Origin of the sequence: Streptococcus castoreus DSM 17536, assembly GCF_000425025.1 — a bacterium.
In the GTDB taxonomy this organism is placed as follows: domain Bacteria; phylum Bacillota; class Bacilli; order Lactobacillales; family Streptococcaceae; genus Streptococcus; species Streptococcus castoreus.
In genome coordinates, this window is the sequence record NZ_AUKZ01000006.1 from 26,976 (window position 1) to 46,114 (window position 19,139).

The window sequence follows — 19,139 nt, forward strand, 5'->3', positions numbered from 1 at the left end:
TTATTAACTTTCATTGTATCTAAAAAAGCCCCTTTTTTCAATCAGAAAAAGGGTTAGTCCTTACATTGGGAGTAAAACATCTTTATCTTCACGTTTGTATTGTTTGGTTAAACTGAAACCACGTCCCATAACTTGAGCTGCTGGCATAACAACAATGAAAGCAGTATCATCAATTTCAAGGATTTTTTCTTGTAAAGTCGGTAATTCATAAGTGGAGACAGTAGCCATTAACATAATTTTGTCGGAAGTGGTATAGCCTCCACGAATAGGAATTTTAGTGACACCACGGTCCATCACTGTTGTAATATATTCCCTGATGGTTTGATAATCCTTGGAAATAACCATCACATTCTTTGACGAATCAAAACCATTTTCCATCACACTAATAACATAACCAACAACAAATAGTCCAATAGTCGAATACATCACATCATCGGCAGAAAGAGCAATTAGTCCCATGAGAACGCTAATGCCATCAACAATTGTCATAGTGACTCCAAGAGATAAAGGAGAGTATTTATGTAGGATCTGAGTTAAAATTCCTGTTCCCCCCGTAGAAGAATTTCCCCAAAAAACCATTCCTAAACCAATGCCACAAATGACCCCTCCAAAAATAGCTGCTAATAATTGATTATGTGTTAGTGTAGGTAATTGATGGGTTAACCGAATAGCAATAGGGTAAATCCATGAACCATAAAGTGTTTTGATAAAATTTTGTTTCCCAAGAAAGAAATAGCACATTAATAATAGAGGAATATTACTGATCATTAAAAAGAGCGACGGACTGATTCCAAATGTGGCTTTCATGACCACTGAAATACCGACCATACCACCTGAAGCAATATGATTATCAACAAACATGGTGTTAAAACCAATAGCTGTAATAAATGACCCAATTGTGACAAGCAGTAAATCAATCACACGTTTTTTCATGCTATTAAATCTCCTTTTTGGACTGATAAAAATGGTAGACTCATTATCTCTTAAATAGGTCAGGAGAGTCAACCCTTATTTCGAAAAATCTAAGGAACTTGACAAATTATCTAAAATTTCATAGAATAATGCTATATTAGAAGAGTAGTCTTTCATTGGTTTGAAGAGAGTTAGCGGTTGGTGTGAGCTAATAACGAGCAAGATGAACTGGGCTAATGGATGGGGTGAGAGGAAAGTGTTTTTCAGGACAACCCTTATTGTGCAGTTTTTACTGTTTGAGAAGTATTGAGATGGTATCTGTGTTACAATAAGGATACTAATTGAGGTGGCACCGCGTATTCTTTTGTAATGACGCCCTCACGCTTTATTAGCGTGGGATTTTTTGTTTTTCGGATAAGGATATTATATAGAAATAACCCCTCAAAAGTTGAAACAGGTCATTTGTTTTTGCGTCCTGTAAGTTTAGCTGATGCTGAAGTGACGTTCGCTAGACCTTTGGCGCTAAAAACTCTAGAAGAAATCAAAAATATTATTGTAACCATTTTTAAGCTGCTAGATTGTTGGGAGTCTGAGTTGAAAAAATGAGTCAGCTTATTGGCACATTGGATAGGCACCATCTTGTTGAGGAAGTTGAGTTTGAAGATACCTTAGATAAGCATTTTTGGAATAGGGGTTTAATGGCAGAAGCTGCTTAAACGTTTATAACCATCTTTTTTGAAAATTTAAGAGTAGCAAGACATGATAAGATAAATCTTGCTTTTAGTCGATTGATGGTAAAAAGAGGTGCTTTAATCACGAGAAGTCTTATGTAAAATTCGATAAGAAAGACCAAAATCGCATCGTGATAATGATTTATTATAGGCTAACTAAAGAAGATTATTTTAAAAAGGAAGAGGAAAAGAATTGACAAAACCAATTATTTTAACAGGTGATAGACCAACAGGAAAATTGCATTTAGGTCATTATGTTGGTAGTCTTAAGAACCGTGTGTTCTTGCAAAATGAAGGTAAATATAATATGTTCGTTTTCTTGGCTGACCAACAAGCTTTGACAGATCATGCTAAGGAATCAGAGTTGATTAAAGAATCTATTGGGAATGTTGCCTTAGATTATCTTTCTGTAGGTTTGGATCCAAGCCGATCAACAATTTTTATTCAAAGCCAGATTCCAGAACTCGCTGAGTTGACCATGTATTACATGAATCTAGTATCGTTGGCACGTTTGGAAAGAAACCCAACAGTTAAAACAGAAATTGCTCAAAAAGGTTTTGGAGAAAGCATTCCATCTGGTTTTTTGGTTTATCCAATTTCACAGGCAGCTGATATTACAGCCTTTAAAGCTAATTTTGTCCCTGTTGGCAATGACCAAAAACCAATGATTGAACAGACACGAGAGATTGTGAGAAGTTTTAATCATACTTACAAGACAGATTGTCTAGTGGAGCCAGAAGGCATTTATCCGGAAAATGAAAAAGCTGGGCGTTTACCAGGGCTTGACGGCAACGCTAAAATGTCTAAGTCTTTAGGAAATGGTATCTACCTCTCTGATGATGCTGATACGGTTTGCAAAAAAGTGATGGGTATGTATACTGATCCAAACCATATTAAAATAGAGGATCCAGGTCAAATTGAGGGAAATATGGTTTTCCATTACTTGGATATTTTTGGAAGAGAAGAAGATAAATCTGATATTGAAGCAATGAAAGAACATTATCAAAGAGGTGGATTAGGGGATGTCAAAACCAAACGTTACCTCTTAGAAATCCTGGAACAAGAGTTAGCGCCAATTCGTGAAAAACGTTTAGAATACGCTAAGGATATGGGAGAAGTTTTCCGAATGTTACAAGAAGGTAGTCAAAAAGCGCAGGCTGTTGCAGCCCAAACCTTATCGGAAGTTAAATCAGCTATGGGAATTAATTATTTCTAAGTGATATGAGACCAAGTCTTTAGGCTTGGCTTTTTTAGGTGTAAGATAAGTTAATTTGGTTTTTGTAAGAATAAAAAGAAAAAATCTGATAATTTAGATATTCTATTGTAATGGTAAGATTTTATTGACAAATGATTTTAGCGTGATATGATAGTAACAATAAAAATAGACTGGGGAACTGGTCCCTAAACTAAAAGAAAAGAGGATTATCTTAATGTCAAATTGGGACACTAAATTTTTGAAAAAAGGCTATACTTTTGATGATGTCTTACTTATACCGGCAGAAAGTCATGTTCTTCCAAATGAAGTGAATTTAAAAACGAAACTTGCAAAAAATTTGACATTAAATATTCCAATTATTACAGCAGCTATGGATACTGTTACTGACAGTAAAATGGCGATTGCGATTGCACGTGCTGGTGGTTTAGGGGTTATCCATAAAAACATGTCAATTACTGAGCAAGCTGAAGAAGTTCGCAAGGTAAAACGTTCTGAAAATGGTGTTATCATTGACCCATTCTTTTTAACTCCTGAGCATAAGGTTTCTGAAGCAGAGGAATTGATGCAACGTTACCGCATTAGTGGTGTTCCAATTGTTGAAACATTAGCCAATCGTAAGCTAGTGGGGATTATTACTAACCGTGATATGCGCTTTATTTCGGATTATGATGCTCCGGTTTCAGAACATATGACAAGTGAACGAATGGTTACTGCTGAAGTTGGCACAGATCTTGAAACAGCCGAGCGTATTTTACATGAGCACCGCATTGAAAAGTTACCATTAGTTGATTCAAATGGTCGTTTATCTGGTTTAATTACCATTAAAGATATTGAAAAAGTTATTGAGTTTCCGAATGCTGCTAAAGATGAATTTGGTCGTCTCCTTGTTGCAGCAGCTGTAGGAGTGACTTCTGATACCTTTGAACGTGCTGAAGCTTTATTTGAAGCTGGTGCTGATGCTATTGTTATTGATACAGCACATGGTCATTCTGCAGGTGTTCTTAGAAAAATTGCTGAAATTCGTGCGCATTTCCCGCATAGAACTCTGATTGCAGGAAATATTGCGACGGCTGAGGGTGCACGTGCCCTTTATGAAGCTGGTGTTGATGTTGTCAAAGTTGGTATCGGACCTGGTTCAATCTGTACAACTCGTGTTGTTGCCGGTGTTGGTGTTCCTCAAGTAACTGCTATTTATGATGCCGCCGCGGTAGCTCGTGAATACGATAAAACCATCATTGCTGATGGAGGTATCAAGTATTCAGGTGATATTGTTAAGGCTCTTGCAGCAGGTGGAAATGCTGTTATGCTTGGATCAATGTTTGCAGGGACTGACGAGGCTCCTGGCGAAACTGAAATTTATCAAGGTCGTAAATTTAAAACTTATCGTGGTATGGGGTCCATTGCAGCAATGAAGAAAGGCTCAAGTGACCGTTACTTCCAGGGTTCTGTTAATGAAGCTAACAAGCTTGTTCCAGAAGGTATCGAAGGGCGTGTAGCCTATAAAGGTGCTGCTTCAGATATTGTTTTTCAAATGTTAGGTGGTATCCGTTCGGGTATGGGATATGTTGGTGCTGGGACGATTCAAGAATTGCATGATAATGCCCAATTCGTTGAAATGTCGGGTGCAGGATTAATTGAAAGTCACCCACATGATGTTCAAATTACAAATGAAGCACCAAACTATTCAGTACACTAAAAACTGATTCAGATATAAAACAAGGGCTGAGATAATTTCTCGGTTCTTTTTATTAAGATGATATGAAATTCTGTGTCAATTACAATATTTACAGGGTGTGATTTTTAGCTAAACTTATTGTATTTTATCACTAAATAGGCTATAATGAGTGTCCATGTGTAAATAATTTAATAATGGAAATTTATAATGTTGTAAACTTACTGTAAAGGAGATAAAATTTTGGAAGGTATTTTATACGCACTTGTACCAATGTTTGCATGGGGAAGTATCGGTTTTGTAAGTAATAAAATTGGTGGTAGACCATCTCAACAAACATTTGGAATGACTTTGGGAGCTTTACTATTCGCAGTAGTGGTTTGGCTGATTGTTAGACCCGAAATGTCACTAAAACTTTGGTTTTTTGGTATTTTAGGCGGAATTATTTGGTCGATTGGTCAAACGGGTCAATTTCATGCCATGCAATATATGGGTGTTTCAGTTGCCAATCCGTTATCTAGTGGTTCTCAACTGGTTTTGGGAAGTTTGATTGGTGTACTGGTTTTCCATGAATGGACAAAACCAATACAATTTGTTATAGGGAGTTTAGCGCTTCTACTTTTAGTTGTTGGTTTCTATTTTTCAAGTAAACAAGATGATACGAATTCAGAAGTTAATCACTTACATAATTTTTCAAAAGGATTTAGAGCTTTAACCTACTCAACTATTGGTTATGTTACATATGCCGTTTTATTTAATAACATTATGAAATTTGATGTTTTATCGGTAATTTTACCTATGGCAGTAGGAATGGTAATTGGAGCAGCAATGTTTATGTCTTTTAAAGTATCATTTGATCAGTATGTTATTAAAAATAGTGTTGTTGGATTACTTTGGGGAATAGGGAATATTTTCATGCTTTTAGCTGCGTCAAAAGCAGGCTTAGCTATTGCCTTTAGTTTCTCACAATTAGGTGCTATTATTTCTATCGTTGGTGGAATCTTGTTCTTAGGTGAACGTAAAACGAAAAAGGAAATGCGTTGGGTTGTGACAGGTATTATTTGTTTTATTATCGGTGCTATTTTACTAGGTGTTGCCAAATCTTAATGACTTAGTATAACGTAAAAAGGGCTTACTATGGGTCCTTTTTGCATTAAAAAACCATTCAAAGTTGTAATTTTTTGAGTGGTTTTTGAAATATGATAATTAGTTAACCTTAATAGTGCCTTTTGTAACATGAAAAATCCGAATATCTTCTGGTAATTGCGAAAGATGTTCTAGGCTTGTCGTTGTAATAAAGGTTTGGACATTTTCTTTAATGATTGTTTCAAGTAATTTTGTTTGTCTTGTGTTGTCTAGCTCACTCATGACATCATCAAGTAAAAGAATAGGATTATCTCCTGTCAATGCTTTCATCAAACTGACTTCTGCCATTTTTAGAGAGAGAATGAGACTACGATGCTGTCCTTGACTAGCAAAATTAGCATTCATCTCATTAATGTAAAAAACTAAATCATCACGATGAGGCCCAACACTAGTATTCTTCCGGAAAAAGTCTTTTTGATGATTTTTTTTAAGTTGTTCTAAAAAATTCTGGTAAACATCAGATTTTTCCTCAAAATGAACAGAAGATTGATAAGAAAGGGTAAGATTTTCTAAACCGTTAGAAATGGCTTGATGATGGGCATTAGCTTCTTTTTCTAAAGCTTCGATAAAACCCATGCGGTCCTCGATAACTCGACTTCCATAATGAGCAAGTTGCTCATCTAAGACTGCTAAAAAGGTAGCATCAATTTGTTTAGCACTTTTTAAATAAGTGTTACGTTGCTTGAGAATATGGTTGTAATTGGATAAGTAGGACAAATAGATGGGCTTAATCTGTCCCAAATCAATATCAATGAATTTTCGTCTTAGGCTAGGGGCGCCTTTGATTAGCTGTAAATCTTCTGGGGCAAAAAGAACAACCATCATGGTACCAATATAGTCAGAAAGTTTAGTTTGTCTCAAGGCATTGATTTTGGTAATACGTCCCTTGTCCGATAGACTAATTTCCAAATCAATTATACCGCTAGTACGATGGACTTTACCAGAAAGGAAAACATTTTTTTCCTCAAAATGAATCAGCTCTTTATCAGATCTTGTACGGTGACTTCTAGTTAGTGATAAAAAATAAATAGCTTCAAGGAAATTGGTTTTTCCTTGAGCATTATCGCCAATAAAAACATTTAAGCCAGACGAAAATTTTGCGGATAGTTGGTTGTAATTACGGTAGTGTTTAAGCTGTAATTCTTTAATCCACATATTAAATCCCCGGAAAGCGGATTGGTGCCGTTTGTTTCCTTTTTGTTTTAGAGACGGGCTTAAGTTTTTTTCTTTTAGTTAGCTTATTTTGTGGTATTTTAGTATTTTTTTTGTTGGCTTGGTTCATCTTTTTGACTAAAGTAGCAACCCGTTTTTTTTCAGCTAGTTCTACAGCAAATTGTTCCTTTTCTTCTGGACTAGGTTCAATAATATCAATCGTTATCCTTTTTTCTGGCAGTAAAATAGAGTCGCCAATTCTTATTTTTTTACCACGACGCTTTTCGTCTTGTCCGTTGTATAAAACAGTAGTTTCAGTAAGGAATGCTTTAATAGATCCACCACTTTGAATAATACTTAATTCTTTTAACAAGGCTTGGAGGGTGATAAATTCTGTAAACAATTTGTATTTCATACGTATTCTCCATTTTGTAATTCAAATAATTATAGCATAAAAGCGAGTAAATAATCATAGTTTCAATGCTAAAATGAAATGTTCTACCTCTTTCCTAGTGAGTTTCAAGTTAATATAGAGTAGGGTAAGAATAAAAGTTGCTTGATTTAGAGGATTTTACAATCTTTATATTGTAATAAAAGAGTAAAGTGGACGCTGTGTTTCTTTTTTATTAGGAATAGGTGTCAAGACAAAGTTATCACTCAACTAACTTAGATAAAAATGGTATAATCATAGGGATTATACTATTTATTAAGGAAATACTATGAAAATTGTTCAGGGAGTTCAAGTTCATCTAATAAAAACAAAACGTTTTAAAACCAATCACATTACTTTTCGCTTTTCAGGTGATTTAAGTCAGAAGACAGTAGCAAAGAGGGCTTTGGTGGCTCAGATGTTGGCAACCGCCAATGAAAGCTATCCAACTGCCAAAAAATTTAGAGAGAAGTTAGCACAGCTTTACGGTGCTAGTCTGTCAACTAATGTGTCAACAAGAGGACTCGTGCATATTGTTGATATTGACATTACTTTTATTCAAGATAAATATGCTTTTCAAGGAGAGAAAGTATTAGATGAGATTATTCAATTTTTGAAGGAAATCTTGTTTTCTCCTTTATTGTCAATTGCCCAATATCAACCCAAAGTCTTCGAAATTGAAAAAAATAATCTTATTAATTACATTGAATCGGATAAAGAAGATTCTTTTTATTACAGTACACTTAAAGCTAAGGAATTATTTTACCTTAACAAGGATTTACAGATGTCTAAATATGGTAGTTCTGAATTAATTGCGAGAGAAACTGCTTACACAAGTTATCAAGAATTTCATAAAATGTTAAATGAAGATCAGATTGATATTTTTGTTTTAGGTAATTTTGATGATTATCGGGTTGTACAGTTACTACATCAGTTTCCGTTTGACAATCGTAAGAAAAAATTAGATTTCTTTTATTTGCAGAATGCACTTAATATTGTTAAAGAATCTATTGAAAAAAAAACAATCAATCAGTCTATTTTGAAGTTAGCTTATCATTTTCCATTAGTTTTTGGACAAAAGGAGTATTATGCTCTAGTGGTTTTAAATGGCTTATTAGGTTCTTTTTCACACTCTCGTTTATTTACAAAAATTAGAGAAGAGGAAGGACTTGCCTATAGTATTGGATCTCATTTTGATATTTACACAGGTTTATTTGATATTTACGCTGGTATTGACAGTCAAAATAGAAACAAGACATTACAATTAATTATTAAGGAATTAAATGATATTAAAATAGGTCGATTTTCAGGGTATTTGATTAAAAAGACTAAATTAATGTTGATCAATAACGCTTTGCTATCAGAAGATTATAGTAAAACATTAACTGAAATGGCATATATGAGGTCTTATATTGATCCTTCTTATTCCTTGGAAAGATGGATTGAAGAAATTGACAAGGTTAGTAAGGTAGATATTATTAAGATGGCTAATCTTTTAAAACTCCAGACATTATACTTTTTAGAAGGAAAATAAGATGACAGCATTAGTAAAGATAGATTACCCTGATATTGACGAAGAATTTTACTGTGGGACCTTAGATAGTGGTTTGAAGGTCTATATTATAAAGAAAATAGGCTATTTAGAAAAGATAGCCATGTTGACAGTTGATTTTGGTTCTATTGACAATAAGTTTACAGTAGATGGTAAATCTGTGGTTGCTATAGAAGGAATTGCTCATTTTCTTGAGCATAAACTTTTTGAGGATGAAAAGGGAGGAGATATTTCCCTAAAATTTACACAACTCGGAGCAGAAATAAATGCTTTTACAACATTTGATAAAACAAGCTACTTTTTTTCAACGGCTAAGGAATTTAATGGGGGATTAAAGCTCCTCCAATCTTTTGTTCTTTCATCTAATTTTACGGAGGATTCGGTTAATAGGGAGAAGAAAATTATTGAACAGGAAATTGATATGTATCAAGATGACCCTGATTATCGCGCCTATAGTGGTATTCTTCAAAATTTATTTCCAAAAACGAGTTTAGCTAATGATATTGCGGGCACTAAGGAAACTATTCAAAAAATTACAAAATCTTTATTGAGTGATAATCACGCTTACTTTTATCATCCATCAAATATGGAACTGTTAGTCGTTGGTGACATTGACGTTGAAGAAACATTTTTAGCTCTTCAGACATTTCAAGAAGAAAATCCTTGTCCTGAATTGAAAAAAATTACTGTTGAGCCACTACAATATTATCCAGTAATTCAGTCAAGTTCCGTTGACATGGATGTTATTACTGCTAAGCTAGTCGTTGGTTTTCGAGGATGTTTATTATTAGATCATTATTCGTTATTAACTTATCGTGTGGCTTTAAGGTTATTACTAGCCATGCTTTTAGGTTGGACTTCTAAAACCTATCATGATTGGTATGAAGATAACAAAATAGATGATTCGTTTGACCTAGAGATTGAAATTCAAAAAGATTTTCAATTTGTTTTAGTGTCCCTTGATACAAATGAGCCTATTGCCATGTCTAACCAAATTAGACGGAAATTAAAAAATTTCAAACAATCAAAAGACCTCACTAATAAGCATTTGACTCTTTTGAAACAGGAAATGTATGGAGACTTTATTCAAAGTTTGGATTCTATTGATCAACTAGCTAGTCAATTTAATCTCTATTTATCCGATAGAGAAACTTATTTTGATATTCCAAGAATTATTGAAACAATTACTTTGAAAGATGTTCTTGCTATTGGAAGGGACTTTTTTGAAGGTGCAGATGTTTCAGATTTTACTGTCTTTCCAAAATAATTTAAAATCTGTTATAATGGAGTTATTATAATATTTTTGAGGTACTGTATGAGTGAAAAAAGTCTTGGTGAAGTATTAAGAGAAGCACGTGTTGGAAAAAATATCACACTAGATGATATTGAATCAAAAACAGGGATTTCTTCTCATTACTTGCTGGCAATGGAGTTGGATCAATTTAAGATTGTTCCTGAAGAAAAATTTGATCAATTCTTGAAAGAGTATGCTGATATTACTGAGTTAGATTTTATTACTTTAAAGCGACGTTACCAATATCAAATAAATGCTAAAAAAGACAGTGAAACAAAATCTGTTACAGAAATTGTTGAAGAAAAGCTGAGCCAAAAGCGTCTACAAGAAAGAATGGCTGTAGAGAGGATGAACTTATCAAAGGCATCTAAAGGTCAAGAGACTTTGGTAATTCCTGTCAAAACAGTTGGTTTGGATTTAAAAACGCCATCTAAAATTGTGTCACCGGTTAGTCATTTTAAACCTGTTGACCGCTTGGTTTCTAAAAAATCAGAAGTATCACGTTTGAGCCGTTATGGTAACGAGAATAAGTCTAAAAAGTCAATGTTTCCAGTTATATTACTAGGTTTAGTTGCGTCAACCATTGTTATTTTCGTTTTTTTTACTGCTTGGAAACAATTTGAAAAAAGTCAAAGATCCAAAGAAGCTGAGGCAGCTTTGATTGAAGCTTCTAAAAAAGCTAGTAAGGTTTCGAAAGAAAGTTCAAGTAAACCTAAAACCAAAGTTACAACTGAAGGATCAGGGAACTATTTGGTAGCATCTGTTACCAAATCAAAGAGTACAGTTGATGTTACGGTGTCCTTGACAGAAGCTGAAAGCAGTTGGATTTCGTTAACTAATTCAGAAATTGGTGAAGGGGGCATAACATTGACAAAAGAATCTCCTTCTTATACAGCAACATTGTCTGCTGAAACAACTGAAGCTTTGCTAACACTTGGTGTTACAAAAGGTGTATCAGTAACAGTTGATGGAGAACCGGTAGATTTGTCTGCATTAACAAGTACTGATTTAAGTTATATTACGTTTAAGTTTCAATAATAAGGTGTAAAAATGATAAAAAATGAAAACATTCCCAATTTACTAACCCTCATTAGAATTCTAATAATTCCTTTCTTTCTTTTTGTGTCGTCTTTCTCGAATGCGATTGGTTGGCATGTTTTTGCAGCAATTATTTTTGCGGTTGCTAGTTTGACGGATTATTTGGATGGGTATCTTGCTCGTAAGTGGCATGTTGTCACTAACTTTGGGAAGTTTGCCGATCCTTTGGCGGATAAGATGCTTGTAATGAGTGCTTTTATTGTGTTAGTTGGGCTTGATTTAGCTCCTTCTTGGGTATCAGCAGTCATTATCTGTCGTGAGTTAGCGGTTACCGGTCTTCGTTTGTTACTTGTTGAAACAGGTGGTGAGGTGCTTGCTGCTGCTATGCTAGGGAAAATTAAGACTGTGACACAAATGCTATCTATCATTTTCTTGCTTTGCCATTGGACATTTTTAGGAACTGTTTTTCTCTATGTTGCTCTTTTCTTTACCATTTATTCTGGGTATGATTATTTCAAAGGAGCACGCTTTCTTTTCAAGGATACCTTTAAATAGATATGTCAAATATTATTGAATTAAAACGGGTTATATTTAAATATCATCAAAATCAGGAATTTCCTACTTTAGACAAGGTCACGTTTCATGTGAAACAAGGAGAATGGTTATCAATTATTGGGCATAATGGTTCTGGCAAGTCAACAACAGTTCGTTTAATTGATGGGCTATTGGAGCCAGATTCTGGAGAGATTTTTATTGATGGCGATTTACTGACAGAAGAAAATATTTGGAATATCCGCCGTAAAATTGGTATGGTGTTCCAAAATCCTGACAATCAATTTGTTGGTGCAACTGTTGAAGATGATGTTGCTTTTGGACTTGAAAATAAAGGGATCTCTTATAGGGAAATGAAAAAACTTGTCAATGATGCTTTACAGTTGGTTGACATGCAAGACTTTAAAAACAGGGAGCCCTCTCGTTTATCAGGCGGGCAAAAACAACGTGTTGCGATTGCAGGTGCAGTTGCAACGCGACCCAAAATTATTATCTTAGATGAAGCAACCAGTATGCTAGATCCTAAAGGGCGACAAGAGTTGATTCAAACAATTCAGTCTATTCGGAAGGACTACCAGATTACTGTTGTATCAATTACTCATGATTTAGATGAGGTTGCTCTTAGTGATCGTGTTTTGGTAATGAAAGATGGACGGGTAGAGTCTGCATCGACACCGGATCAGCTATTTGCCAGAGGGGATGAATTACTTAATTTAGGTCTTGATATCCCTTTTACTGCAACGGTTGTTCGTATGCTTAAAGAAGACGGTTACCCTATTAAGGGAACTTATCTCACAGAAAAGGAATTAGAAAATCAGTTATGGCAATTAATTTCCGAGATGTAAGCTATACATATCAAGCAGGGACACCTTTTGAAGGGCGTGCCCTTTTTGACATTAATTTGGATATTTTAGATGGCTCCTACACAGCCTTTATTGGGCATACAGGTTCTGGAAAATCAACGATTATGCAATTGTTAAATGGTTTACATATTCCAACAGTAGGAAAAGTAAGGGTTTATAATAAGGAAATCACGAACCAGTCTAAAAATAAGGATATTAAATCTATTCGTAAGCGTGTCGGTTTGGTTTTTCAATTTCCAGAAAGTCAGTTATTTGAAGAAACTATTTTGAAGGATGTAGCTTTTGGTCCTCAAAATTTTGGTGTTTCTAAGGATGATGCAGAAGCCTTAGCGCGTGAAAAGCTTGCTCTTGTCGGTATTTCAGAAGATCTTTTTGATAAAAATCCTTTTGAACTTTCAGGCGGACAAATGCGGCGAGTTGCTATTGCGGGTATTCTTGCAATGGAACCAAGTGTTTTAGTTTTAGATGAACCAACTGCTGGACTTGACCCAAAAGGTCGTAAAGAATTAATGGCACTTTTTAAAGAACTCCACAAGGCAGGGATGACAACTGTTTTAGTGACCCATTTAATGGATGATGTTGCTAACTATGCAGAATTTGTTTATGTGCTTGAAGCAGGTAAAGTTATTTTATCAGGTTCTCCTAAGCTTGTTTTTCAAAAAGTTGATTGGCTTGAAATGAAACAGTTAGGTGTTCCTAAAGTGACTAAATTTGCACAAGGGTTGGTTAATAGAGGTATTCCATTAGCTTCTTTACCAATTACTTTAGAGGAGCTAAGGGAGATGTTAAGGCATGGATAAATTGATTCTTGGTCGCTATATTCCTGGGGATTCTATTATTCACCAACTTGATCCAAGAAGTAAATTATTAGCAATGATTATTTATATTATTATTGTTTTTTGGGCTAACAATATTGTGACGAATCTTATGATGTTGGTGTTTACTTTAGTGGTCGTTTTTTTGTCAAAAATTAGATTGTCATTCTTTTTAAATGGTGTTAAGCCTATGATTGGAATTATTCTTTTTACCACTTTATTTCAAATGTTTTTTGCCCAAGGAGGGAATATCTTAGTTCACTTTTGGATTTTTAAAGTAACTGATTTAGGATTAAGTCAAGCTACTTTAATTTTTATGCGTTTTGTTTTGATTATTTTCTTTTCAACCCTTTTGACCTTAACGACAACACCGCTTAGCTTGTCAGATGCTGTTGAGTCATTGTTGAAACCTCTAGTTAGATTCAAATTACCAGCCCATGAAATTGGTTTAATGCTTTCATTGAGTTTGCGTTTTGTTCCAACGTTAATGGATGACACAATTCGTATCATGAATGCTCAAAAGGCACGTGGTGTTGATTTTGGAGAAGGTAGTCTAATTCAAAAGGTAAAGTCTATTATTCCTATCTTGATTCCATTGTTTGCTTCTAGTTTTAAAAGAGCAGATGCATTGGCTATTGCTATGGAGGCAAGAGGATATCAAGGTGGAGAGGGACGTACAAAATATCGAGTGCTAGCTTGGCAGTTAAAGGACAGTTTAGCAGTTAGTTCAATTCTTGTACTAGGTGTTCTTCTCTTTTTACTAAAGAATTAATCTAAAATTAAGCTAGTTGCTTATGATGTCTTCGGTGAGATATATTTTAAATCCTCAAGAAATTCTTGTAAAATCAATATTTTTGTAATATTTTTAACATGCTCTCAATCGCAGAGTAATAATTTAAAGATACTATAAATAACGAAGAAAAGTGAGGTATTTAATGTTTAAAAAAGAAGATTTAAATCGACGATATTTTAGTTTTGGAATAATAGGTTTCGCAGTTGCAGTACTTGCTGTTATTTTTGCTTTTTCGAGTAAAAATGTTGACACTGCATCCTATGCTAAAAAATCTGAAACTAAAGTTGTCAAAAAAGTTAAAAAGACTAAAAAATCTAGTCAAGAAACAGCTAAAGCTGAGTCAGCAGAGGCAACGACAAAAACTTCGTCAACAACCGCTCCTGTTCCTGAAACAGCAGTCGTATCAACAGTTGAAGCAACTCCTGCAGTGCAACAAGAAGCAACGCAATCAGCTCAATATGCTGCTACGGCAACAGCTCATAGTACAAATACAGGTGGTGTTGTTCTTTCTAATGGGAATACTGCTGGCGTTATTGGTAGTCAGGCAGCAGCTCAAATGGCAGCTGCAACAGGTGTTCCACAATCAACATGGGAACATATTATCGCACGTGAATCAAATGGAAATCTAAATGCTACTAATGCATCAGGTGCTTCAGGATTGTTTCAAACAATGCCAGGTTGGGGATCTACTGCAACCGTCCAAGACCAAGTTAATTCAGCTTTGAATGCCTATCGTGCACAGGGGTTGTCGGCTTGGGGCTATTAAAAATAAGAACAAACTAAAAACTGTCATCAAGTTGGTGACAGTTTTTAGTTTACATCGTTTGAACAAGATTAAGGATCTCGTAGGGGTTATTAACAATGTAATCAGCCCCACTTGTTTGTAAATCTTCTTGACACCCCCAAGTAACTCCAAAAGTTTCTATGCCGGCTTGTTTACCTCTGATAATATCAAACTTGGTATCGCCAACAATTATGGCATTTGTTGTTGAGATTGACATGGCTTGTAAACAAGCTTTGATAACCTCTACCTTGTGAGAACGATTAAGAATGGAACCAAAGATACCTGTAAAATAGGTGTCTATTCCTAGATTAGTTAACATCTGTAAAGCCCTGGGCTCGTGTTTGCTGGCAGTAACATGAGTTTAAAAGCAGATAAATAGATTCTCTAGCAATTCTTTGATACCTTCATAGACAGATACTTGATAAACACCAGAATCTTTGTAGAAATGTCGAAAATGTAAAATGGCTTGGTCAATTTGTTCACTAGTTTCAAAAAAGTTGTTTCCAGGGGTGGACCAATATAGGTTGACAATAAATTGTCATCTGGGTTAACCTGATTCATGTGTTTAAAAGCATTTAAAATACTGGGATTTGAATTAGCTAAAGTTCCATCTAAGTCAAATAGAATAGCTTTCACGAATATCTCCTAATGTTGATTTCAAATAAAAAAGTTTTTATTCTCCAAAAATTTCATGACTATAATGTCGACCAGTTGGTGTTGCTGCTAATCCGCCTTCTGCTGTTTCACGAAAAGCTGTGGGTAGAGCAGATCCTACTTGGTACATGGCATCAATAACTTCATCGACAGGAATTTGCGAATAAATTCCTGCAAGGGCCATATCAGCTGCAACAAGGGCAAAACTTGCACCAAGAGCATTACGTTTTACACAAGGTACTTCTACTAACCCAGCTACTGGATCACAAATTAATCCCAGTAAGTTTTTTATAACAAATGCAATGGCCTGACTGGCTTGAAAAGCTGTGCCCCCTGCTACTTTGACAAGTGCAGCGGCACTCATTGCTGAGGCAGAACCAACTTCTGCCTGGCAACCACCTTCAGCGCCAGAAATGGAAGCATTGTTGCCAATGACAAGTCCAAAGGCTCCAGCTGTGAAAAGGAAGTCCAGTTGTTCTTTTTCTGATAAGCTAAGCTTATCAATTGCTGTGGTAAGGACAGCCGGTAGACAGCCGGCACTACCAGCAGTTGGTGTTGCACAAACTAGTCCCATTTTAGCATTTAATTCATTGATAGCCATTGCATTACGGACAGCGGTAAGAATGGTGGTGTCAGCAAGACTTTTTCCCTGCTTAATATAGTTATCCATTTTGAGGGCATCACCACCTGTTAGACCACTAATAGATTTTGTTGATGTTAAGCCTTTCTGAACAGATTCTTTCATGACCTGTAAATGACGTGACATAATCATAAGAATATCTTCTCGGCTTCGACCAGTCATCTCAATTTCTGTAGCAATCATTAATTCAGCAATATTCCCACCAAATTGTTGGTCAGCTTGTTTGACAAGTTCTTCGATAGTGTGAAACATAGTTGTCCTTTCTAGTCAAAAAAGTTGACATTGTATAAGTGGGGGATCTTGGCAATTAGCTTGACAGACTCTTGACACTCTCTAGAATCGACTTCAATAATCATAATGGCTTTTTTTCCAGCAGATTCACGTGTAACATTCATTTGAGCAATATTTATATTATTGGCTGATAAAATATCACTAACCTTGGCTATCATGCCAGGAACATCCTTATGAACAATAATTAAGGTTGGATTATTCATTGATAATGAGATAGAAAAACCATTTAATTCAGTGACTTGAATGTTTCCACCTCCGATAGAGATGCCTGTGATACTCATGTTTTTATCATCTTTTTTGACTGAAATTTTGACTGTATTTGGATGGGGAGCATTACTGTCTTTTAAAATATCCCAATAAATTTTAATGCCTTTTTGATGAGCAATTTCAAGGGACTGTTTGATGTCGGGATTGTCTGTATCCATTCCCATAATACCTGCTACAAGCGCCTTATCAGTGCCGTGTCCTTGATAGGTTTTCGCAAATGAATTATAGAGATGAAAGGTAACTTCATCAGGAATTTCGCCAAATATTGAGTGAACTACTTTACCAATTCTGACAGCACCAGCCGTGTGACTGCTTGAAGGACCAATCATAACTGGTCCGATAATATCAAAGACAGATTGAAATTTTTGTGTATTCATAGTATTCTCCAGAACATTTTCTACCTTTTCCATTATAACAAATCCCACTTTAAAATATAGCTTTAAAGAACAGATATTATTGGAAATAGAAACTATTACTGTTATAATAGTCTAAGCATCTGATGGTGCTTCAAAATCGACCTTCAAATCGACTTTTGAAAACGACGACCTTCAATCGTACGTTAATTGACAATGAGAAGGCTAATGGTGTAGATAAGCTATTAGAAACTTTTCATATCTTAATCATTGATGGGAGAATTTTATGACAGATAATTCAAGCACACGTGTTGTTGTTGGAATGAGTGGTGGTGTTGATTCGTCTGTAACAGCTTTACTTTTAAAGGAGCAAGGTTACGATGTGATTGGTGTTTTCATGAAAAATTGGGATGACACAGATGAATTTGGTGTCTGTACAGCAACCGAGGATTACAGAGATGTCGCAGCAGTTGCTGATCAGATTGGAATTCCATACTATTCTGTAAATTTTGAAAAAGAGTATTGGGACAGGGTATTTGAATACTTCTTGGCTGAATATCGGGCAGGTCGTACACCAAATCCCGATGTTATGTGTAACAAGGAAATCAAATTTAAAGCCTTTCTTGATTATGCCATGACTTTAGGTGCAGATTATGTGGCTACTGGGCATTATGCACAAGTTAAGTACGGTGAGGACGGTACTGTCCACATGTTGAGAGGTGTCGATGCTGGCAAAGATCAAACGTATTTTTTAAGCCAACTATCACAAGAGCAATTGCAAAAAACGCTATTTCCGCTGGGTCACTTGCAAAAATCAGAAGTCAGAGAAATTGCTGAGCGGGCAGGACTTGCGACAGCTAAAAAGAAAGATTCAACAGGAATTTGTTTTATTGGAGAAAAAAATTTCAAAGCCTTTTTAAGCCAATACCTGCCTGCTCAAAAAGGTAGGATGATGACCGTTGATGGTCGTGATATGGGTGAACATGCTGGTCTAATGTATTATACGATTGGTCAACGTGGTGGTCTTGGAATTGGTGGTCAGCATGGTGGTGATAACCAACCTTGGTTTGTGGTAGGAAAAGATTTGTCACAAAATATCTTATATGTGGGACAAGGCTGTTATCATGGCTCTTTGATGTCAACTAGCCTTGACGCTTCTGTCATCCACTTTACACGTGATATGCCTGAAGAATTTACTATGGAATGCACTGCTAAATTTCGTTACCGTCAACCAGATTCTAAAGTTACTGTAAACGTTAAAGGAGATAAGGCAGAAGTTGTTTTTGCTGAGCCTCAGCGTGCGATCACCCCAGGACAAGCAGTTGTTTTTTATGATGGCGAAGAGTGTCTCGGTGGTGGTATGATTGACATGGCCTATAAAGATGGCGTAGCGTGTCAATATATTTAGTTTAGGAGTTTTGTGATGAGAATAGGTGTTATTCAAGCAAGTACTAGGGTAGGTATCAATGAGTTATTGTATCAAGCGACTGTAAAGGTAGCAGGTCATAAGCATCGTGTTGTTAACCTTGGTGTTTTTGCAGACGAAATAGAAAACTATTCTTATGTTGACATTGCTTTGATGATTAGTCTGTTGATAGAAACGGATAGTCTTGATTTTGTCGTGACAGGCTGCTCATCTGGTCAAGGAATGATGATGGCTTGCAATAGTTTACCAAGTTTACGCTGTGGTTTTGTACAAACACCACAAGATGCCTATCTCTTTGGTCGAATTAATAACGGTAATGTTGTGTCCTTACCTTTGGGATTGAATTTTGGTTGGTCTGGTGAATTAAATCTATTATATATACTAGAGAAGTTATTTACGGATGCATTTCATACAGGTTACCCAACCAGAGATGCTAGTCGTAAACAGGTAGATGCGACCCTAGTATTATCTTTGAATGCTCTAACTAAAAAATCTTGGGAACTATATACCAGTTTACACCAACCACAATATGTAGTGTTTCGATAATATCAAAAAAGG

18 protein-coding genes, 1 pseudogene and 1 other annotated feature are annotated in these 19,139 nt (G+C 35.5%); of the genes and pseudogenes, 13 read left to right on the forward strand and 6 right to left on the reverse strand.

The annotated features are described in order from the left end of the window. Nucleotides 1–60 precede the first annotated feature (60 nt). Nucleotides 61–933 carry a YitT family protein gene (locus H346_RS0102515; RefSeq protein WP_027969698.1) on the reverse strand — a complete coding sequence of 291 codons (873 nt, stop codon included), beginning with the start codon at nucleotides 931–933 and terminating at the stop codon, nucleotides 61–63. 122 nt (nucleotides 934–1,055) lie between these two features. Then, nucleotides 1,056–1,295 (forward strand) — a binding site (T-box leader). Between the two features lie 541 nt (nucleotides 1,296–1,836). Here H346_RS0102515 and trpS point away from each other — a divergent pair. From trpS to H346_RS0102540, 3 genes are all read left to right on the forward strand, one after another. Then, a complete protein-coding gene (gene trpS / locus H346_RS0102530; protein WP_027969700.1) occupies nucleotides 1,837–2,859 on the forward strand; it encodes a tryptophan--tRNA ligase in 1,023 nt (340 codons plus the stop codon). Nucleotides 2,860–3,073: 214 nt separating this feature from the next. Continuing rightward, nucleotides 3,074–4,555 carry an IMP dehydrogenase gene (gene guaB, locus H346_RS0102535; RefSeq protein ID WP_027969701.1) on the forward strand — a complete coding sequence of 494 codons (1,482 nt, stop codon included), beginning with the start codon at nucleotides 3,074–3,076 and terminating at the stop codon, nucleotides 4,553–4,555. 219 nt (nucleotides 4,556–4,774) lie between these two features. Beyond that, nucleotides 4,775–5,638: a GRP family sugar transporter gene (locus H346_RS0102540; protein ID WP_027969702.1), complete on the forward strand. Its 864-nt coding sequence runs from the start codon at nucleotides 4,775–4,777 to the stop codon at nucleotides 5,636–5,638. 99 nt (nucleotides 5,639–5,737) lie between these two features. Here H346_RS0102540 and recF read toward each other — a convergent pair whose 3' ends face one another. Continuing rightward, on the reverse strand, nucleotides 5,738–6,832 hold the full coding sequence (gene recF, locus H346_RS0102545) for a DNA replication/repair protein RecF (protein WP_027969703.1): 1,095 nt from the start codon (nucleotides 6,830–6,832) through the stop codon (nucleotides 5,738–5,740). A 1-nt stretch (nucleotide 6,833) separates the two neighbouring features. Further along, the gene (yaaA, locus tag H346_RS0102550) at nucleotides 6,834–7,244 is read right to left on the reverse strand and encodes a S4 domain-containing protein YaaA (protein WP_027969704.1); all 411 of its coding nucleotides are present in this window, start codon (nucleotides 7,242–7,244) and stop codon (nucleotides 6,834–6,836) included. Between the two features lie 304 nt (nucleotides 7,245–7,548). On the opposite strand from yaaA, the gene yfmF reads away from it, so the two are divergent. The 8 genes from yfmF (at nucleotide 7,549) to H346_RS0102590 (ending at nucleotide 14,932) form a co-directional block, all read left to right on the forward strand. After that, on the forward strand, nucleotides 7,549–8,793 hold the full coding sequence (gene yfmF, locus H346_RS0102555; RefSeq protein WP_027969705.1) for an EF-P 5-aminopentanol modification-associated protein YfmF: 1,245 nt from the start codon (nucleotides 7,549–7,551) through the stop codon (nucleotides 8,791–8,793). Between the two features lies 1 nt (nucleotide 8,794). Beyond that, nucleotides 8,795–10,078 (forward strand): EF-P 5-aminopentanol modification-associated protein YfmH, encoded by a 1,284-nt coding sequence (gene yfmH / locus H346_RS0102560; RefSeq protein ID WP_027969706.1) that lies wholly within the window; start codon nucleotides 8,795–8,797, stop codon nucleotides 10,076–10,078. A 48-nt stretch (nucleotides 10,079–10,126) separates the two neighbouring features. Continuing rightward, the gene (locus H346_RS0102565; protein WP_027969707.1) at nucleotides 10,127–11,143 is read left to right on the forward strand and encodes a helix-turn-helix domain-containing protein; all 1,017 of its coding nucleotides are present in this window, start codon (nucleotides 10,127–10,129) and stop codon (nucleotides 11,141–11,143) included. Between the two features lie 12 nt (nucleotides 11,144–11,155). Further along, nucleotides 11,156–11,698, forward strand: a complete 543-nt coding sequence (gene pgsA, locus H346_RS0102570; RefSeq protein ID WP_027969708.1) for a CDP-diacylglycerol--glycerol-3-phosphate 3-phosphatidyltransferase — start codon at nucleotides 11,156–11,158, stop codon at nucleotides 11,696–11,698. A 2-nt stretch (nucleotides 11,699–11,700) separates the two neighbouring features. Beyond that, entirely contained in the window at nucleotides 11,701–12,540 is an 840-nt protein-coding gene (locus tag H346_RS0102575; protein WP_027969709.1) for an energy-coupling factor ABC transporter ATP-binding protein, read from the forward strand. Continuing rightward, the gene (locus H346_RS0102580; protein ID WP_027969710.1) at nucleotides 12,516–13,358 is read left to right on the forward strand and encodes an energy-coupling factor transporter ATPase; all 843 of its coding nucleotides are present in this window, start codon (nucleotides 12,516–12,518) and stop codon (nucleotides 13,356–13,358) included. Before H346_RS0102575 ends, H346_RS0102580 begins: the two co-directional genes overlap by 25 nt. Further along, a complete protein-coding gene (locus H346_RS0102585) occupies nucleotides 13,351–14,145 on the forward strand; it encodes an energy-coupling factor transporter transmembrane component T family protein (RefSeq protein ID WP_027969711.1) in 795 nt (264 codons plus the stop codon). The genes H346_RS0102580 and H346_RS0102585 overlap by 8 nt, the downstream gene beginning before the upstream one ends. Before the next feature lie 163 nt (nucleotides 14,146–14,308). After that, entirely contained in the window at nucleotides 14,309–14,932 is a 624-nt protein-coding gene (locus tag H346_RS0102590) for a transglycosylase SLT domain-containing protein (RefSeq protein ID WP_027969712.1), read from the forward strand. Nucleotides 14,933–14,981: 49 nt separating this feature from the next. On the opposite strand, the pseudogene H346_RS09590 reads toward H346_RS0102590, so the two are convergent. The 3 genes and pseudogenes from H346_RS09590 to sdaAB form a co-directional block, all read right to left on the reverse strand. Beyond that, nucleotides 14,982–15,586 (reverse strand): annotated as a pseudogene (locus H346_RS09590) (HAD hydrolase-like protein). 37 nt (nucleotides 15,587–15,623) lie between these two features. Further along, on the reverse strand, nucleotides 15,624–16,496 hold the full coding sequence (gene sdaAA / locus H346_RS0102600) for an L-serine ammonia-lyase, iron-sulfur-dependent, subunit alpha (protein WP_027969713.1): 873 nt from the start codon (nucleotides 16,494–16,496) through the stop codon (nucleotides 15,624–15,626). Between the two features lie 11 nt (nucleotides 16,497–16,507). Beyond that, nucleotides 16,508–17,179 (reverse strand): L-serine ammonia-lyase, iron-sulfur-dependent subunit beta, encoded by a 672-nt coding sequence (gene sdaAB, locus H346_RS0102605; protein ID WP_027969714.1) that lies wholly within the window; start codon nucleotides 17,177–17,179, stop codon nucleotides 16,508–16,510. Between the two features lie 262 nt (nucleotides 17,180–17,441). Between sdaAB and mnmA the strand changes: the two genes are divergently transcribed. Both mnmA and H346_RS09595 read left to right on the forward strand, forming a co-directional pair. Then, entirely contained in the window at nucleotides 17,442–18,563 is a 1,122-nt protein-coding gene (mnmA, locus tag H346_RS0102615; RefSeq protein ID WP_027969715.1) for a tRNA 2-thiouridine(34) synthase MnmA, read from the forward strand. A gap of 15 nt (nucleotides 18,564–18,578) precedes the next feature. Beyond that, nucleotides 18,579–19,127: an RpiB/LacA/LacB family sugar-phosphate isomerase gene (locus tag H346_RS09595; protein ID WP_037562504.1), complete on the forward strand. Its 549-nt coding sequence runs from the start codon at nucleotides 18,579–18,581 to the stop codon at nucleotides 19,125–19,127. Nucleotides 19,128–19,139: the final 12 nt, after the last annotated feature.

What these genes read in the sequence shown, in the direction of transcription:
- H346_RS0102565 (WP_027969707.1), top strand. Translation starts at nt 10,127, where the DNA reads ATGAGTGAAAAAAGTCTTGGTGAAGTATTAAGAGAAGCACGTGTTGGA.
- H346_RS0102575 (WP_027969709.1), top strand. Translation starts at nt 11,701, where the DNA reads ATGTCAAATATTATTGAATTAAAACGGGTTATATTTAAATATCATCAA.
- sdaAB (WP_027969714.1), bottom strand. Translation starts at nt 17,179, where the DNA reads ATGAATACACAAAAATTTCAATCTGTCTTTGATATTATCGGACCAGTT.
- recF (WP_027969703.1), bottom strand. Translation starts at nt 6,832, where the DNA reads ATGTGGATTAAAGAATTACAGCTTAAACACTACCGTAATTACAACCAA.
- mnmA (WP_027969715.1), top strand. Translation starts at nt 17,442, where the DNA reads ATGACAGATAATTCAAGCACACGTGTTGTTGTTGGAATGAGTGGTGGT.
- H346_RS09595 (WP_037562504.1), top strand. Translation starts at nt 18,579, where the DNA reads ATGAGAATAGGTGTTATTCAAGCAAGTACTAGGGTAGGTATCAATGAG.
- yaaA (WP_027969704.1), bottom strand. Translation starts at nt 7,244, where the DNA reads ATGAAATACAAATTGTTTACAGAATTTATCACCCTCCAAGCCTTGTTA.
- yfmH (WP_027969706.1), top strand. Translation starts at nt 8,795, where the DNA reads ATGACAGCATTAGTAAAGATAGATTACCCTGATATTGACGAAGAATTT.
- H346_RS0102585 (WP_027969711.1), top strand. Translation starts at nt 13,351, where the DNA reads ATGGATAAATTGATTCTTGGTCGCTATATTCCTGGGGATTCTATTATT.
- H346_RS0102590 (WP_027969712.1), top strand. Translation starts at nt 14,309, where the DNA reads ATGTTTAAAAAAGAAGATTTAAATCGACGATATTTTAGTTTTGGAATA.
- pgsA (WP_027969708.1), top strand. Translation starts at nt 11,156, where the DNA reads ATGATAAAAAATGAAAACATTCCCAATTTACTAACCCTCATTAGAATT.
- yfmF (WP_027969705.1), top strand. Translation starts at nt 7,549, where the DNA reads ATGAAAATTGTTCAGGGAGTTCAAGTTCATCTAATAAAAACAAAACGT.
- sdaAA (WP_027969713.1), bottom strand. Translation starts at nt 16,496, where the DNA reads ATGTTTCACACTATCGAAGAACTTGTCAAACAAGCTGACCAACAATTT.
- guaB (WP_027969701.1), top strand. Translation starts at nt 3,074, where the DNA reads ATGTCAAATTGGGACACTAAATTTTTGAAAAAAGGCTATACTTTTGAT.
- H346_RS0102515 (WP_027969698.1), bottom strand. Translation starts at nt 933, where the DNA reads ATGAAAAAACGTGTGATTGATTTACTGCTTGTCACAATTGGGTCATTT.
- H346_RS0102580 (WP_027969710.1), top strand. Translation starts at nt 12,516, where the DNA reads ATGGCAATTAATTTCCGAGATGTAAGCTATACATATCAAGCAGGGACA.